Origin of the sequence: Candidatus Pelagibacter sp., from assembly GCF_052049675.1 — a bacterium.
Lineage (GTDB): Bacteria > Pseudomonadota > Alphaproteobacteria > Pelagibacterales > Pelagibacteraceae > Pelagibacter.
Genome location: NZ_JBNGZM010000001.1, coordinates 683,577 through 699,603, shown reverse-complemented (window position 1 = coordinate 699,603; position 16,027 = coordinate 683,577). Strand labels below are relative to the sequence as shown.

The 16,027-nt window shown below is 31.2% G+C and carries 16 protein-coding genes; 6 read left to right on the top strand and 10 right to left on the bottom strand.

What is annotated here, in order from left to right:
* The first annotated feature begins 1 nt into the window (after position 1).
* From acnA to ACTT9L_RS03840, 6 genes are read left to right on the top strand one after another with little or no spacing between them, the layout of a single operon-like run.
* Complete coding sequence (acnA, locus tag ACTT9L_RS03865; protein WP_440928021.1) at positions 2-2,671, top strand: aconitate hydratase AcnA; 2,670 nt, start codon at positions 2-4, stop codon at positions 2,669-2,671.
* Between the two features lie 2 nt (positions 2,672-2,673).
* A complete protein-coding gene (locus ACTT9L_RS03860) occupies positions 2,674-3,318 on the top strand; it encodes a hypothetical protein (protein ID WP_440928020.1) in 645 nt (214 codons plus the stop codon).
* Positions 3,311-4,609, top strand: a complete 1,299-nt coding sequence (locus ACTT9L_RS03855) for a PQQ-binding-like beta-propeller repeat protein (RefSeq protein WP_440928019.1) — start codon at positions 3,311-3,313, stop codon at positions 4,607-4,609. The genes ACTT9L_RS03860 and ACTT9L_RS03855 overlap by 8 nt, the downstream gene beginning before the upstream one ends.
* A gap of 2 nt (positions 4,610-4,611) precedes the next feature.
* On the top strand, positions 4,612-5,043 hold the full coding sequence (locus tag ACTT9L_RS03850; RefSeq protein ID WP_075504010.1) for a hypothetical protein: 432 nt from the start codon (positions 4,612-4,614) through the stop codon (positions 5,041-5,043).
* A complete protein-coding gene (zapE, locus tag ACTT9L_RS03845; protein ID WP_440928018.1) occupies positions 5,043-6,098 on the top strand; it encodes a cell division protein ZapE in 1,056 nt (351 codons plus the stop codon). The genes ACTT9L_RS03850 and zapE overlap by 1 nt, the downstream gene beginning before the upstream one ends.
* A complete protein-coding gene (locus ACTT9L_RS03840; RefSeq protein ID WP_440928017.1) occupies positions 6,098-6,517 on the top strand; it encodes a secondary thiamine-phosphate synthase enzyme YjbQ in 420 nt (139 codons plus the stop codon). Before zapE ends, ACTT9L_RS03840 begins: the two co-directional genes overlap by 1 nt.
* An 8-nt stretch (positions 6,518-6,525) precedes the next feature.
* Here ACTT9L_RS03840 and ACTT9L_RS03835 read toward each other — a convergent pair whose 3' ends face one another.
* From ACTT9L_RS03835 to ACTT9L_RS03790, 10 genes are all read right to left on the bottom strand, one after another.
* Positions 6,526-7,947, bottom strand: coding sequence for a cryptochrome/photolyase family protein (locus ACTT9L_RS03835; protein ID WP_440928016.1), 1,422 nt, complete (start codon positions 7,945-7,947; stop codon positions 6,526-6,528).
* Positions 7,948-7,953: 6 nt separating this feature from the next.
* On the bottom strand, positions 7,954-9,087 hold the full coding sequence (locus ACTT9L_RS03830; RefSeq protein ID WP_440928015.1) for a diaminopropionate ammonia-lyase: 1,134 nt from the start codon (positions 9,085-9,087) through the stop codon (positions 7,954-7,956).
* A 1-nt stretch (position 9,088) separates the two neighbouring features.
* Positions 9,089-10,414 carry a type III glutamate--ammonia ligase gene (glnT, locus tag ACTT9L_RS03825; RefSeq protein WP_440928014.1) on the bottom strand — a complete coding sequence of 442 codons (1,326 nt, stop codon included), beginning with the start codon at positions 10,412-10,414 and terminating at the stop codon, positions 9,089-9,091.
* Positions 10,415-10,431: 17 nt separating this feature from the next.
* Positions 10,432-10,584, bottom strand: coding sequence for a hypothetical protein (locus ACTT9L_RS03820; protein WP_440928013.1), 153 nt, complete (start codon positions 10,582-10,584; stop codon positions 10,432-10,434).
* A 50-nt stretch (positions 10,585-10,634) separates the two neighbouring features.
* Complete coding sequence (locus tag ACTT9L_RS03815) at positions 10,635-10,865, bottom strand: hypothetical protein (RefSeq protein ID WP_440928012.1); 231 nt, start codon at positions 10,863-10,865, stop codon at positions 10,635-10,637.
* Between the two features lie 11 nt (positions 10,866-10,876).
* Positions 10,877-12,277, bottom strand: a complete 1,401-nt coding sequence (locus ACTT9L_RS03810; RefSeq protein WP_440907608.1) for an ammonium transporter — start codon at positions 12,275-12,277, stop codon at positions 10,877-10,879.
* A 127-nt stretch (positions 12,278-12,404) separates the two neighbouring features.
* Entirely contained in the window at positions 12,405-12,815 is a 411-nt protein-coding gene (locus ACTT9L_RS03805) for a hypothetical protein (RefSeq protein ID WP_440928011.1), read from the bottom strand.
* A gap of 8 nt (positions 12,816-12,823) precedes the next feature.
* Complete coding sequence (locus ACTT9L_RS03800; protein ID WP_440928010.1) at positions 12,824-14,236, bottom strand: FMN-binding glutamate synthase family protein; 1,413 nt, start codon at positions 14,234-14,236, stop codon at positions 12,824-12,826.
* Entirely contained in the window at positions 14,236-15,090 is an 855-nt protein-coding gene (locus ACTT9L_RS03795) for a GXGXG motif-containing protein (protein ID WP_440925004.1), read from the bottom strand. Before ACTT9L_RS03795 ends, ACTT9L_RS03800 begins: the two co-directional genes overlap by 1 nt.
* Entirely contained in the window at positions 15,078-16,022 is a 945-nt protein-coding gene (locus ACTT9L_RS03790) for a glutamine amidotransferase (RefSeq protein WP_440928009.1), read from the bottom strand. Before ACTT9L_RS03790 ends, ACTT9L_RS03795 begins: the two co-directional genes overlap by 13 nt.
* Between the last annotated feature and the right edge of the window lie 5 nt (positions 16,023-16,027).

The window sequence follows — 16,027 nt, the reverse complement described above, 5'->3', positions numbered from 1 at the left end:
TATGACCCCGGGAAACAAAAATTCTTATAATTCACTTAAAGAAATCACAGTTAATGACAAGAAGTATAATTATTACTCATTAAATGAAGCAGAAAAAAATGGACTTGAAGGAATTAATAAACTTCCAAAATCTCTTAAAGTTTTACTAGAAAATTTATTAAGATATGAAGACGATTTAACTGTAACGAAATCTCAAATAGAAGCGATTAAAAACTGGCTAAAGACAAAAAAGTCTAAAACTGAAATTGCATATAGACCAGCAAGAGTTTTGCTTCAAGATTATACAGGAATACCTGCAGTTGCAGATTTAGCCGCAATGAGAGAAGCAGTCAAAGAAAAAAATAAAGATCCAAATACAATCAATCCATTATCTGCAGTTGATCTTGTAATTGATCACTCTGTACAAGTTGACCAATCTGCAAAAGCAGATTCTTTTGAAAAAAATGTTGACATAGAATTTGAAAGAAATGGTGAGAGATATTCTTTTTTAAAATGGGGACAACAGGCATTTGATAATTTTAGAATAGTTCCACCAGGAACAGGAATTTGTCACCAAGTAAATCTAGAGTATTTATCAAAAGTTGTTTGGTCAGAAGAATTTAAAGGGGAAAAGTATCTTTTTCCAGATACTTTAGTTGGAACAGACAGTCATACAACAATGGTAAATGGCTTATCTGTTTTAGGATGGGGTGTTGGAGGAATTGAAGCTGAAGCAGGAATGTTAGGTCAACCAATTTCTATGTTAATACCAGAAGTAATTGGTTTTGAAATGAAAAACAAATTGCCAGAAGGAACCACTGCAACAGATTTAGTTTTAACTGTTGTTAAAATGTTAAGAGATAAAGGTGTTGTTGGTAAGTTTGTTGAGTTTTATGGAGAGGGTTTAAAAAATTTAACTCTTGCAGATAGAGCTACAATTGCAAACATGGCACCAGAATATGGTGCTACTTGTGGCTTTTTTCCTATTGATGAAGAAACATTAAAGTATTTAAAATTTTCTGGAAGAGATCAACAAACTGTTGATATCGTCGAAAATTATGCCAAGGAACAAGGTTTATGGGCGAGTAACGAGATAGAATTTACTGACATTATATCTTTAGATGTGTCAACAATTGTACCAACTATTTCAGGACCAAAAAGACCTCAAGACAAAGTTCTTTTAACAGATGCACCCAGTTCGTTTCAAAAAGTATTGCAGGAAGCTACAAATAAAAATGAAAAATCAATTTCAAAAGTAACAAATACAGATTATGAAATTAAAGATGGTTCAATATTGATTGCAGCAATAACATCTTGTACGAACACTTCTAATCCCAATGTTTTAATTGGAGCTGGACTATTAGCTAAAAAAGCTATTGAAAAAGGTTTGCAGGTTAAACCTTGGGTAAAAACTTCTTTCGCACCTGGATCTCAAGTAGTTACAGACTATTTGGCAAAAGCTGGATTAAACACTTATTTAGATCAGCTTGGCTTTAATTTAGTTGGGTATGGCTGTACAACTTGCATTGGAAATTCAGGACCACTTCCAGAAAATATTGTAGAAGCGATCCAAAAAGAAAATATTTATGCAGTTTCAGTTTTATCAGGAAATAGAAATTTCGAGGGAAGAATTTCTCCACATATAAAAGCTAATTATTTGGCTTCACCCCCACTTGTTGTTGCATATGCAATAGCTGGGCATATGGAAGTTGATTTATATAAAGATCAATTGGGAAAAGATAAAGAAGGAAAGGATGTATTTCTAAAAGATATTTGGCCTTCAAATAAAGAGATAGAAGAAACTTTAAAAGATTCACTTAATGCCGAGATGTTTATACAAAGATATTCAAATGTTTCAGAGGGCCCAACTCAATGGCAAAAAATTAAAACTGATAAAAGCAGTATCTATAATTGGGATGAGGAGTCAACATATGTAAAAAAACCTCCATTTTTTGACTCCTTACCAGATAAACCAGAAGGATTTAAAGAAATTAAAGATGCAAGACCATTATTAATTTTAGGTGATATGGTTACCACTGATCATATATCGCCAGCTGGCAGTATTCAAAAAGATAGTCCGACTGGTGAATATTTTATGGAACACCAAATTTTACCTAAAGATTATAACTCTTATGGTTCGAGAAGAGGTAACCATGAAGTTATGATGAGAGGAACTTTTGCAAATATAAGAATTAGAAATGAGATGGCTCCTGGTACAGAAGGTGGTTTTACAAAGTTATACCCAGAAGAAAAAATTCTTCCCGTCTTTGATGCGGTAGTAGAATATAAAAAAAGAGGAACAGATTTAGTTGTAATCGGTGGAAAAGAGTATGGAACCGGATCGTCTAGAGATTGGGCAGCTAAAGGAACAAAATTACTTGGGATAAAAGCAGTAATTGCAGAGAGTTTTGAAAGAATTCACCGATCTAATTTAATTGGAATGGGTATATTGCCATTACAATTTATCGACGATGTAAATAGAAAAAATCTAAAATTAATTGGTTCTGAATTAATTAGTATTTTAAATATAGAAAAAGGTGTTAACCCCTCAGATGAAGTGACAGTCGAAATTAAATATGCTTCTGGCGAAATAAAGAAAATTAAAACTTTATGCAGAATTGATACAAAAAATGAATTAGAGTATTATAAAAACGGAGGTATTCTGCAGTACGTTTTAAGGAATATGATTTAGTTATGGACGAAGATTTATCTATTATAAATACCAATACTAGAAATGAAAAAATTAAGTATTTTTTTGTAAATAATAAAAATAAAATAATTTCAGGTATAATTATTTTAATAATTATCATAGTAGGTGTTTTTAGTTACGATAAATATTTAATTAATAAAAAAAATGATATCTCAGAGAGTTATCATTCAATTATCATTGATTATTCAAAAAAAACAAAAGAAAAAACAGCTAGCAGTCTTATTGAAATTATAAATACGAAAGATCCAACTTATTCACCTCTATCACTCTACTTTATCATTGATAATAATCTTGTAAGTGATCAGTCCAAAATCAATTCATTGTTTGATATATTGATAAATGATACTTCATTAGACAGTGAAATTAAAAACTTAATTATATACAAGAAGGCACTCTTCAATGCAGATAACGCTCAGGAGAGCGATCTTCTAAATATGTTAAATCCACTAATTAATTCAAAAAGTGTATGGAAATCACATTCTTTATATTTAATGGCGGAATATTTTTATGCAAATAATCAAAATCAAAAAGCTAAAGAATTTTTCAACCAAATAATAGCTTTAGAAAATTCAAATCCAGATATAAGGCTTCAAGCAGAGAAAAGATTGAACAGAGACTTGAGTGAATAAATTAATTTTTACTTTCATTGCATTATTTTTTCTTAATAACTGTTCATTTAATGAAAACTCCAGGATTTGGAAAGATAAAGAAAATAAATTAGAAACAGATAAAAAAATAACAAAAGTTTTTGCAGAAGAAAATATAAGTGTTTCAGAATTTAATAGAGATTTAAAATTAGATTTATCATCAATAAAAATAAATAATAAAAAAAATGATAACCAAAATAATCTAGGTTTGCAAAATTTCAAAGGTGAATTAACAAAGATTGGTAACTTTAAATTCTCAAAGTTAGAAAAACTTAATCAATTAGATTTCAGGCCAATTTTTTTAAAAAATGGAATTATATTTTTTGACAAAAAAGGTTCAATTACAAGGTACGATAATAATCAGAAAGTCACTTGGAAAAAAAATCATTATTCAAAATCTGAAAAAAAATTAAAACCAAAACTTAATTTTTTATTAGATGGTCAAAATCTTTTAGTGACCGATAGTATAGCTAAATATTATTCTGTGAATATTAGTACTGGAGAATTAAATTGGTTAAAAAATAATGAGTATTCATTTAATTCAAATATTAAAAAGCATAAAGATAAAATATTTGTTATTGATTATAAAAATATACTGAGATGTTTTAAAATTAAAGATGGTTCTGAATGTTGGAATTTGCAAACTGAGGATTCATTTACAATTTCAAATATTAAATATTCTTTAATTATTTTAAACGATAGTGTTATTTTTAATAATTCAATAGGAGATATTACAGCTGTAGATATTGAAACTGGTCTAATTTCATGGCAAATACCCACACAGAGTGGCTCGATAGTAAATGAAACTTATAATTTTAAGACATCTCAACTAGTATCAGATGGAAATTCTGTTTATTTTTCAAACAATAAAAACCAGTTTTATTCAATTGATTTAAAAATAGGAACCATTAACTGGATAAATGAAGTTAATTCTAATGTGAAACCTATTTTGGTTGGAAATCTAATTTTCACAATTTCAAATCAAGGTTATTTATATTTAATTGATAAAAATACAGGTAATATAGTTCGAATTACAGATTTATTTCTGAATTACAAAAATAAAAAAAGAAAAAATATTTACCCAATTGGTTTCGTGATTGGGGACAAAAATTTATATTTAACTAACTCTGATGGTAAAATGATCATAGCTGGAATAGAGGACGGAAAAGTAAGTAAAATTGAAAAAGTTTCTGGCGGATTAGTCTCTGAACCGTTTATATTTAATAATAATTTATATGTAGTAACAAATGGTTCAATTGTACAATATAATTAAACATGTTCCTAAAATTTTTAGAAAAAATTGGAAGAAAAAAAGTTGTATTGGACAGGGGCCCTTCTCATCCTAATTTTAAAGAAGCAAAGCCTTGGATGAACCGTTACTATGTTTTGATGAGGTATCGGCCTAAATGGTTTCCGTTTAATATATTAATTCATGAGATGCTAGCAGATGATCATGGAGAAGGAGTCCATAATCACACATTTCCTTATATTACGATAATTTTAAGAGGGGGTTATTGGGAAACATTAAGCACTGGCAAATTTTGGCGCCCGCCAGGGTATATTGGTTTCAGATCAGCAAATAATTTGCATCGTGTAGATTTGGAACCAGGAACCAAACCATTAACTTTATTTATCTCAGGTCCATTTGGGCTAAGGAAAGGACCAAGATCAGAGTATGGTATTGACTTTAAAACTAAAAAAAATTGATGCCAAAAAAATTTGAAAAAGAATTCATATCTTACTGTGAAAATCAAAATTTAGAAGTAAATCTTAATCAAATCAAAGTTATTAAAAAATTAGAAGATTATCATAATAGTAATTACAAATCATTTTTTTCTAAATTTTTTTCCAAACAAAAAACTAAAAAAGGATTTTATTTGTATGGTGGTGTAGGAGTTGGTAAAACAATGATTTTAAACTTCTTTTATGATCATTTTGAAGAAAAAAAATTAAAAAAGCATTTTAATGAATTTATGTTAGGTTTTCATGATTTTGTCCATCAGCAAAAAGAAAAAAATGAGGAAAATGTAATCTATCAATTTGTTAAAAATTTAAAATCAAAAGCTTCATTAGTTTATTTTGATGAGTTCCAAGTAACAAACATTGTTGATGCAATGATTTTAGGAAGACTATTTGAACAAATATTTAAAGAAGATATTAAAATTATTTTAACTTCAAACATTAAAATTTCAGAACTTTATAAAGAAGGTCTTCAACGTGAACAATTTATACCTTTTATAAAAATAATGGAATATCAATCAGTAGAGTGTGAATTAATAATTGAGGATGATTATAGAAAATCTAATGATAATCAAAAAAAAAGATATTTTTTTCCACTTAATCAAGAAACCAATTTTAAGATTAACAAATTTTTTAGAACCATAACAAAGGATAAAAAACAATCTTTAATAAAAATTAATGTGAAGGGAAGAGAATTTAAAATAGAAAACTTTTATGAGGGAATTATTAGATGTGACTTTAATCATCTTTGTGATCAAAATTTAGGAGCGGAAGATTATTTAGAAATTGTTAAAAAATGTAAATTTATGGTAATTGATCAAATACCTCAATTTAATGATGTAAATTCAAATCAACAACAACGTTTTATCACTTTGTTAGATGTAATTTATGATAAAAATATTTCATTAGCAGTTACAGCTGATATAAATTTAGATCAATTTACCTCTTCAAGATTGTTAGAAAAACCATTTAAACGAACCATTAGTCGTTTGTATGAGCTTACATCGAAGGAGTATAATTAATGAAACAAGAATTTTACCATCTTCAAATTAAGACTAATGGTCAAAAGTTATATGAATTTACTAATGATACAATTCATTGGATTGGTCAAAATAACTTTAAAAATGGTATTCTTAATTTAAGTATTCAGCACACAAGCGCCTCATTAATTGTTCAAGAAAATGCAGATCCAGGTGTACAAACAGATTTAATAAATTATTTTGATAAATTAGCTCCTATGGATAACAAATTATATGTTCATACTACAGAGGGAAAAGATGATATGCCTGCACATATTAAATCCGCATTAACTAATAATCAAATTTCTCTAAGTGTGAAAGATAGTGACTTGTTGCTTGGAACTTGGCAGGGCATATATTTATTTGAACACAGATTAGAGGCTCAAAAAAGAACTATAATTCATCATTTTATTGGAGAATAAAATTAAATTTATTTTTTCTTCAAAGATTGAAACGCTTCAAGAGCTGCAGCTCTAGCTTCTTCATGAACAACAACAGGGCCTGGGTAATCTTTGCCAATAATTGTTTTTATAGCTTCTTGATACTTTAATTCCATTTGCCATGGCTTATGAATGAATTTTTTTGGCACTTTGCTTAATTCGGGAACCCATTTTTTTACATAAAAACCTTCCTTATCAAATTTTTCTCCCTGCAAAATCGGATTAAATATTCTAAAGTAAGGTGCAGCATCAGCTCCACAACCTGCAACCCATTGCCATTGAGCTACATTATTTGCTTTATTGAAATCTAATAAACAATTTCTGAAATGTTTCTCACCTTCTGTCCAATTAATTCTTAAATGTTTTACAAGAAAGGAACCAACAACCATTCGAATTCTGTTATGCATCCATCCAGTTTCATATAATTCTCTCATTCCAGCATCGACAATAGGATAGCCAGTCATTCCTGATTTCCATGCCTTTAAAAATTTCTCATTTTTTACCCACGGAAATTTATCAAATTCTTTTCTATAATTACCTTTTAAAAATTCGGGAAAATAATTAATTAAACTATGTGAAAATTCACGCCACCCTAATTCATTGATATATTTCCTATAGCCAATTCCTTTAGATTTTATTTCATTACATTTTTGCCAAATAGTACTTACGTGAATTTGACCATGTTTAATGTATGGAGATAATTTTGATGTACCCTCGATTGATGGATAATCTCTAGCTGTTCCATAATCTTTAATTTTTTTTTCAATTAAATTGTTAAGAACTTTTTTCGAATCATTTTCAGAAACTTTCCAGTATTTCTCAAATTTTTTATACCAATTTTTTTTTGGTAAAATATTTTTAGGTTCAATACTGTTTTTAAAAAAAGAAATTAATTTAATTTTTTTTTTTACAACATAATTTTTGCTTGGGGGCAAATTAAGATATTTCTCTTCGGCATTTCTCCAGAATGGACTAAATACTTTAAAAGGTGTACCATCATTTTTAGTTACTTCTTGAAACTCATTAAGAATATTTCCTTTAAAATATTTGAATTCAACTTCGTTTTTTATAAAAGCATCTCTTATTTTTTTTCCTTTAGCAATTACATCTGGTTCATATATCTTATTCCAATAGACAGAAATATTATCTTTTTTTTTAATTTTTGATAATATATCTATCTCGTCTCCTTCTAATATTTGAAGATTGATTTTGTATTTAAATAATTCTGATTTAAATTCCACTAAAGACTTATATAGCCACCATTTTTGTGCTTCTCGTTTTTTATCAAAATCAGTTTTATTATAAATAAACAACGCAATAACGTTATCATGATTTTGACTTGCAAAAGATAGTGCAGGATTATGTTCAATTCTAAAATCTTCTCTGATCCAAAATACCGCATTTTTTTTCATTTAAATTTATTTTCTGCCCTTAGATAGCAGTTGTTTGTAAAGTTTTACATCTGCATTACCTTCGCATCCTATTACCAAAACATTAGAATTTTCATTAAGTTCTATAATTTTTTTAATTTTAGTATTATTACAAACGCCTATTAGGCTTATAATACCAGGTGCAGAGCACTCTCCACCAATTATTGAATTTTTACTAAGCTTTTTGTCTTTCAACATCGCTACAGTTTTAGCAACATTTCGATCACTTACAGACACACAACAATTGCTCGTTTTTTTCAATATTTGCCAAGGAATATATGACATTTCATTACATGACATTCCACCCATGATGCTCTCTTTTTTAATTTTAATTTTTTTTAATTTATTGTGTTTTATGCTTTGAAGAACACAATCAGCTCTATCAGGCTCAACAATTATTATCTTTGGAATTCTTTTAAAATATTTTGCAACACCAGTTACTACACCAGCAGCCATGCCACCAACACCAGCTTGTAAAAAAATATGGGTTATATATTGATTTGTTTGTTTAGAAATTTCTTTGATGATTATGGAATACCCTGCCATAGTAAGTTGAGGAACTAATTTGTAATCTTTTGTTGAAACATCTTGTACAATTTTCCAATTATTTTTTTTTGATAATTTTTTGCATTCGTTGAGTGAATTTTCATAATCTCCTTTAACTCTTATTACTTCAGCACCGAATTTTTTAATTTCTTTAACCCTTGTGTCGCTAACGTATTGACTAACAAAGATTTTACATTTTAACCCCAGCCTTTTCGCACCCCATGCTACAGATCTTCCGTGGTTTCCAGCGGTTGCTGAGGAGATGATTATATTTTTTTTTCCTTCAGATATTTTTTCAACAGCATAAGCACCACCCAAAGCTTTAAATGATTTTAAATGAAATCTTTTAGATTCATCCTTATAAAAAACATTATTTAGTTTTAAATTTTTTTGTAATTTATCAAGTTTTAATAATGGGGTTGGTTTATAATTTTTCCAACTGGAAATTGATTTAAAAGCGTTTGTTAATAGAAATGAAGGAACAAATCTTAAAACATAATTTCTTTTAAAAATAAAATTATTATTTTTTAAATATTTTGTAAGTGTCCAGTTTTTAATGCTTTTTAAACTCTTCACTTTAACAGTCTAAAGTATTTTGTCTTTCCCATTGAGTTACAGGTTTGGACTTATCGAAATTTTCTATATTATCAAATTCATTAATTTCAGATTTTCTAAGTTTTATATAACTATTGATTGTTTCTTTTCCAAAAGCGTCATTCATTTCCTTATTATTTCTTAAAAGTTCAAGTGATTCTTTAAGTTCATTTGGTAGTTTTGGCAGGTCAGGGTAATTCTTGTAATCTGTATACATGTTACAATTTAAAGGTTCGCCTGGATTGATTTTATGTTTTAATCCATTCAACCCTGCTGCTAACACACTTGCTTGTAATAAATATGGATTTGCAGATCCATCCATCAACCTCAATTCAAATCTTCCAGGGTCTGGAATTCTTATCATATGAGTTCTGTTATTTCCTGTATAAGATATACTACTTGGCGACCAAGATGCTCCAGACTTAGTTGGGGGTGCGTTAATTCTACGGTAGCTATTAATTGTTGGATTAAAAAAAGCAGATAATGAGGAAGCATTTTTAATTACTCCACCTAAAAAATTATAAGCTATTTTACTTAATCCAAGTTTGTCTGATTTGTCTAAAAATTTATTTTTTTTTCCATCCCAAACTGATATGTGGGCATGACAGCCATTACCTGTGAGGTTTTCGAATGGTTTAGGCATGAATGTTGCTCTTAAACCATGTTTTTCAGCTATAGTTTTTACCATATATTTAAAAAAAGTATGTCTGTCTGCCGTTTTTAGACAATCATCATAGTTCCAATTCATCTCAAATTGACCATTAGCATCCTCATGATCATTTTGGTAAGGACCCCATTCCATCTCAATCATGCAATCACAAATCTCTTTGATTAAATCATATCTCCTCATTAACGCAGATTGGTCGTAACAAGGTTTAGGTTGAGTGTCTCTCGGATCTGCAATTGAGTTTCCATCTGGTGAGATTAAAAAGTATTCACACTCTACACCTGATTTCATCGTTAAATTTTGTTTTTTTAATTTCTTTATTTGATTTTTTAACATTACTCTTGGGGAAGCTTCCACAGGTTTACCGTCCATCCACAAATCAGATGCAAGCCATCCTACTTCTTTATTCCAAGGTAATTGAATTAAACTATCTGGGTCTGGAATACCAAACATATCACTATCTGCAGGAGACATATCTAGCCATGCTGCAAAACCAGCAAATCCTGCCCCAGCAGTTTGCATTTCTTTAATAGCATGAACAGGAACAAGTTTTGATCTAAGTACACCAAAAAGATCAACAAAACTTATTAAGAAGTATTTTATTTTTTTTTGTTTTGCTATTTTAAATAAGTTTTTAGCCATTGCTAAGGCTACCACAATTATTTGAAAAATGAAAAGATAGTTTCTTTATAATAAATAAAATTAACTAAAATTATTAGGATAATTGCAATAATTACTCCATACTTTGCTTTTGGAAAAGCTACACCTCTCATTTTACTCGGTCTCAGTTGTTCGTTTTTGTCTTCACTCATTTAAATTATTTAAAAAGGGCGCTACAATCTTGTAGCGCCCAAATTTTATTTTACCATTCAGTAATATTACTTTTATGGTCGTTAGCACTGTGTCTTTTTCTGGATAATGTGTTTAGCTCATCACTTTCAGATTTGCTTGTAATTACAGTCCATCCTATCCACACAGCAATTAACACAAGAACTAGTATAAATTCACTAGATCCAGCCCCAGGATAAACCGATCCGCCAACTTCTTCAGCTGGTTTATTAAGATGATCTATCCAGTTTGATACTGTTGCCATATTTTTCTCCTTTACCTGGTTGCTGATGAAACTGCTTTTTCGTCTTCTTTAGCACTTTCCATCATTTCATAGTCTAGTCCAGCTATTTCAACTTCTCGCGGAATTCTTAATTTACCCATACCATTAAGAACTTTAGCGATGATATAGCCAGGTATTAATCCTAAAACAAAGAACATTATTATTGCTCCAATAAATTGTCCTAGTGGATTAATTGTTGCATAAGTTGTTCCATCAAACATAGCCCCAACACTGTAACCAGATGAAGGGTAACCGTTTAAGACGAAACCGCAAATTACAAGACCTACAAAACCAGCATAACCATGTACAGCTACTGCTCCAACAGCATCATCAATTTTGAACTTTCGTTCAACCCAATAATGAAGTTTGTAGGCAATAACAACTCCAATCATACCAATAATCAATGCTTGAATTGGATGATACAAGTCGTTTCCTGCAGATGCACATATAATGCCAGCAAGTCCACTTGAGTAAGTCCAGAAAGGATCACCTTTAGCGATAACATATCCAGCCAATAAACCTCCTGACAATGACATCAAAAAGTTCATTGTAATTCCACTTAAAGTAGTAGGTGTTAAATAGATATTAGTTGCTGTCCAGAATGATATACCTTCCATGCCATACTCTGGGCCTAGATCATATATTGGAACGTTACAAGCTGCATAAAATCCCCAAAATCCGGTGTAAATTAAGAACAATCCAATTGTTACTAACCAAGGATTTCGTGGACCAATATTTCTTGGCTCACCACTTGATGAAAATTTTCCAATTCTTGGACCTAAAACCATAAGTACACCTAAAGCAAATCCACCAGCAATAGCGTGAATTACACCTGATGCATATGCATCATGATAACCTAAGATTTTAAGCATCCAACCGTCAAAGTGCCATCCCCATGAAGCATCTATTGACCAGAAAACAGATCCTATGGCAATTGCCAAAACTCCAAATGCAAATGTTGTTATTCTTTCAATAACTGCACCTGAAACTATAGAAGCTGCGGTCCATGAAAATAAAAGGAATGCTGCCCAGAACACACCCATTATATGGTCATTAAGATTGATTGCCATAAGAGCATTTGTAGGATTAGCAAGATCATTTCCTCCAAATCCTCCACCTAGTACAAGCCCTGTACTTTCTGTCATTATTGACGGAGCTAATCCAGGTCCAGTTGGAAAAGCCCAATAAATCCACCAACCAAACAAAAACCAAGTTACTGTTACTAATGGTATCAGCATTGTGTTTTTCATTAGAGTATGTTGATGGTGTTTGTATCTTGAAGCTCCGACCTCATACATACAGAAACCAACGTGAATTAAAAACATTAGTACCACTGTTGTCCAGTAGTAAAATTCTGTAAATATCGTGGTAAGAGCACCTAACTGATCAGTCATATTCTCTCTCCATATTTGTTTATTTAAACCCTATTAAATTTTATGAGTCGTTACAAATATAAAGAGATTGAAAAAATCCAGTTATGAACACCAGATTTACAAAAATAATCAACTATTGATTGTAATATTAAAACTTCAAGTAAGCTTTTTTCAAATCAACAAGGGGATGTTTTGGAGACATTTGAAACTTAACTAAAAGCTCTCTTGCAATCATATCTCTATCTTGTTGATTGTTAGGTAACTTTATTGAACTTGGAATAGTAACCCAACCATTTGCATTTCTACAGAAAACAGCAGGTCTATCTTCTTCATAACCCATATGTACATCTTCTAACCAATTCAGATCGTCCCATCCCATTGCTTCTATATATTTTTTTAGAAAAGGGGTGATTTTGCTATAATCAGGTAAAAGATTAACATCATATCTGTAACCAATAGACTGACCAATCATTTTTTCTCTGGCTGTCTCTTTTTTTTTACCTAATTGACCTTTTGTCTCTTTTGATTTTGATAATTTTTTATTTTTTTTTTTGGGCATAGTTACTTCTATATTTTGTGGTAGTTATCAACACCAACTGTGTAGTTAGTTCCAGCCAATGGAACTTTCGCTAAAGCCGATGCTTCTGATGTTAAAGCAGCTAAATCTTCTGGCTCTAGAGAGTGGATATTTGTTTTCCCACAAGCTCTTGCTAAAAGCTGAGCTTCTAAAGTCATTGAGTGAAGATAATTATAAACTCTTAATGCAGCATCATCAGGGTTTAATCTTGCTCTTAATTTAGGATCTTGAGTTGCAACACCAACTGGGCAACGTCCTGTATGGCAGTGATAACATTCACCTGCTTTTACTCCCATCTCTTTTTCAAAGTCAGCTTCTGGGATATCTTTGTTACAGTTTAATGCAATCATTGAACCAGTACCAATAGCAATTGCATCAGCTCCAAGAGCTAAAGCTTTAGCCATGTCTGCACCGTCTCTGACTCCACCAGCATAAATTAATGTTACTTTTCCAGTTTTACCAACATCATCGATTGCTCTTCTAGCTTCTCGAATTGCAGCTATACCTGGAATACCAGTGTTTGCAGCAGCGATATGTGGGCCGGCTCCAGTAGAACCTTCCATTCCGTCTAAGTAAATAGAGTCAGGATCACATTTAGCAGCCATACGCACATCATCATATACTTTAGATGCACCTAACTTTAATTGAATTGGCACTTTATTTTTTGTTAATTGTCTTAACTCCTCTACTTTTAAAGCTAAATCATCTGGTCCTAACCAGTCAGGGTGTCTAGCTGGAGATCTTTGGTCAATACCAGATGGTAATGATCTCATCTCTGCAACTTGGTCAGTAACTTTTTGACCCATTAAATGTCCACCCATTCCAACTTTTTGACCTTGTCCAATAAATACCTCAATACCATCTGCTAATTGTGCGTGGTGTGGATTAAAACCATATCTTGATTGAATACATTGGTAGTACCATTTTTCAGAATATCTTCTTTCATCAGGTATCATTCCACCCTCACCAGAACATGTAGCACTACCTGCCATAGTTGCTCCTCTTGCTAAAGCAGTTTTTGCTTCATAAGATAGAGCACCAAAACTCATTCCTGTAATATAAACTGGAATATCTAACTCAATCGGATTTTCGCATCTAGGACCGATTACAGTCTTTGTTTCACATTTTTCTCTGTAGCCCTCAATTACAAATCTAGTAAGTGTTCCAGGTAAGAATACTAAATCGTCAAACGTAGGAATTTTTTTCATCAATGCCATACCACGCATTCTGTATCGTCCTAATTGAGCTTTTATGTGAATGTCGTCTATTACTTCAGGAGTGAAGATAGCATTATGTCCTAATAAACTTTTATTTCTTTTACCTTCTTCGTGCACATGGACATCTGCTTTTCCACCGACACCTTTTCCATTCTTTTTAATTTTTTTACTTTTTTTCTTAGGCATTAAATTGCTCCCTTCTTCTCTGTAGGTTCCAAATTATCATAATTCCAAAGTTTTTTACCTGCTACAATTTTTTTCATTTTACTTACGTCAAAATTTTCACCAATCTCAGCAACTTTTAATTTTCTTTTAAGCCAATCTTGATCACTAGGTGTTAATTCTGAATCTACAGCATCACTACCATATGACCCAATTTCTCCACCTACGAAAATTGTCCCATCATACATAGAGTCACCCAAGTTAATTCCAACGTCCCCAAGTATAATTATTCTTCCTCTTTGCATCATAAAACCTGTGAATGCACCCGCATCTCCACCAATAATGATAGTTCCACCTTTCATGTCAATTCCAGTTCTGGCACCAACACTACCTTTACAAATTAAATCTCCACCTCTAATTGCCGCACCAAAACATGATCCAGCATTTTTTTCAATTACCACTTTACCAGCCATCAAGTTTTCTGCACAAGACCATCCAACTCTTCCATTAATTCTGACTATTGGACCATCACAAGAACCCATTCCAAAGTAACCTAAACTTCCTTCAAAAATTAAATTCAGTTTATTTAAAATACCAACTCCAAGACTGTGTTTACCTTGTGGGTTTTTAATAACTATTGTTCCATACCCTTGGCTCATTAAGTTATCAATTTCTTTATTAGCTTCTGGTGCTGTCATGTCTTTAACATCAAGCTCAGTTCTTTTATTGAAATCTACATCGTACGTACCAAAGTAATAAAAGTTTTCTGCTTCATCAGGATTAAAGAATTTTTGTTGAGTTCTTCCTGTTAATACCTCAGTGTGCATACCCATTGATTGGGCTTTCGATTTTTTCGAAACAGTTTTTAGATTTGCCATACTTTCACCTCCCCATCAAATGGATCATATGTATCAATTTCTTGTGGTAACACAGACCTAATTGCAATTTCTTCTGATCCCATTGCAACTAAATTATCAGATTCGTACAATACTAAAGGTTTTGCAGCCATAGTATCTTTAGCCATACCTAATGAATCTTTAGTTGCAACAAAGTATGTGAAAACCCCATCAAGACCAGTTAATGACTCTTTCATTCCTTCTTCTAAAGTTGCTCCATGTCTCATTTTTTCTGCAATATAAACTGCAATTAATTCTGAGTCACATTCAGACATAAATCTCATTCCCTTATTTTCTAAAACTCTTCTGTTGTTCCAATAATTAGTTAATTGTCCATTATGAACTACAGACACATCACTAAATGGATAGCCCCAGAATGGGTGCGCAGACTTAATATCAACACCTGATTCAGTTGCCATTCTAGCATGACCGATTGCATGTGTACCAACTACTTTATCTAAACTATATCTGTCACAGACCATTTTAGCATTTCCAAGATCTTTAATTACTTCTAAAGATTTTCCCATAGATAGAATTTCAACACCTGGAATACTTTCAATTCTTTGTGAAAAGTCTAACAAATCTTTTGTATCATAATCAATTTCATATCTTAGAGAGTAAGGAAGAGTTCTTTCTTCTTTAATTACTTTAGCTCCCATCTCAGCTAGAGTTTCATCTACAATTTTTTTTCTTTCATCATAAACTGACACATCTTCCATAACCGATGAACTTCCTTCTCCTACGTTTTCTCCAACTTTAAATCGCATAATGAAGTTTTTTCCATCTGTATCTCCATATAAAGCGTATCCTGTAGAGTCTTCACCTCTATGTTTTAATGCTTGGAGCATCCCTTGTAGCTCACTTCCAACATTTGAAGATTTTCCTCTATGAATTAAACCTGCTATTCCACACATATATT

Coding starts and splice junctions, on each gene's coding strand:
- acnA (WP_440928021.1), top strand. CDS start 2: ATGACCCCGGGAAACAAAAATTCTTATAATTCACTTAAAGAAATCACA.
- ACTT9L_RS03860 (WP_440928020.1), top strand. CDS start 2,674: ATGGACGAAGATTTATCTATTATAAATACCAATACTAGAAATGAAAAA.
- ACTT9L_RS03850 (WP_075504010.1), top strand. CDS start 4,612: ATGTTCCTAAAATTTTTAGAAAAAATTGGAAGAAAAAAAGTTGTATTG.
- zapE (WP_440928018.1), top strand. CDS start 5,043: ATGCCAAAAAAATTTGAAAAAGAATTCATATCTTACTGTGAAAATCAA.
- ACTT9L_RS03840 (WP_440928017.1), top strand. CDS start 6,098: ATGAAACAAGAATTTTACCATCTTCAAATTAAGACTAATGGTCAAAAG.
- ACTT9L_RS03835 (WP_440928016.1), bottom strand. CDS start 7,947: ATGAAAAAAAATGCGGTATTTTGGATCAGAGAAGATTTTAGAATTGAA.
- glnT (WP_440928014.1), bottom strand. CDS start 10,414: ATGGCTAAAAACTTATTTAAAATAGCAAAACAAAAAAAAATAAAATAC.
- ACTT9L_RS03820 (WP_440928013.1), bottom strand. CDS start 10,584: ATGAGTGAAGACAAAAACGAACAACTGAGACCGAGTAAAATGAGAGGT.
- ACTT9L_RS03815 (WP_440928012.1), bottom strand. CDS start 10,865: ATGGCAACAGTATCAAACTGGATAGATCATCTTAATAAACCAGCTGAA.
- ACTT9L_RS03810 (WP_440907608.1), bottom strand. CDS start 12,277: ATGACTGATCAGTTAGGTGCTCTTACCACGATATTTACAGAATTTTAC.
- ACTT9L_RS03805 (WP_440928011.1), bottom strand. CDS start 12,815: ATGCCCAAAAAAAAAAATAAAAAATTATCAAAATCAAAAGAGACAAAA.
- ACTT9L_RS03800 (WP_440928010.1), bottom strand. CDS start 14,236: ATGCCTAAGAAAAAAAGTAAAAAAATTAAAAAGAATGGAAAAGGTGTC.
- ACTT9L_RS03795 (WP_440925004.1), bottom strand. CDS start 15,090: ATGGCAAATCTAAAAACTGTTTCGAAAAAATCGAAAGCCCAATCAATG.
- ACTT9L_RS03790 (WP_440928009.1), bottom strand. CDS start 16,022: ATGTGTGGAATAGCAGGTTTAATTCATAGAGGAAAATCTTCAAATGTT.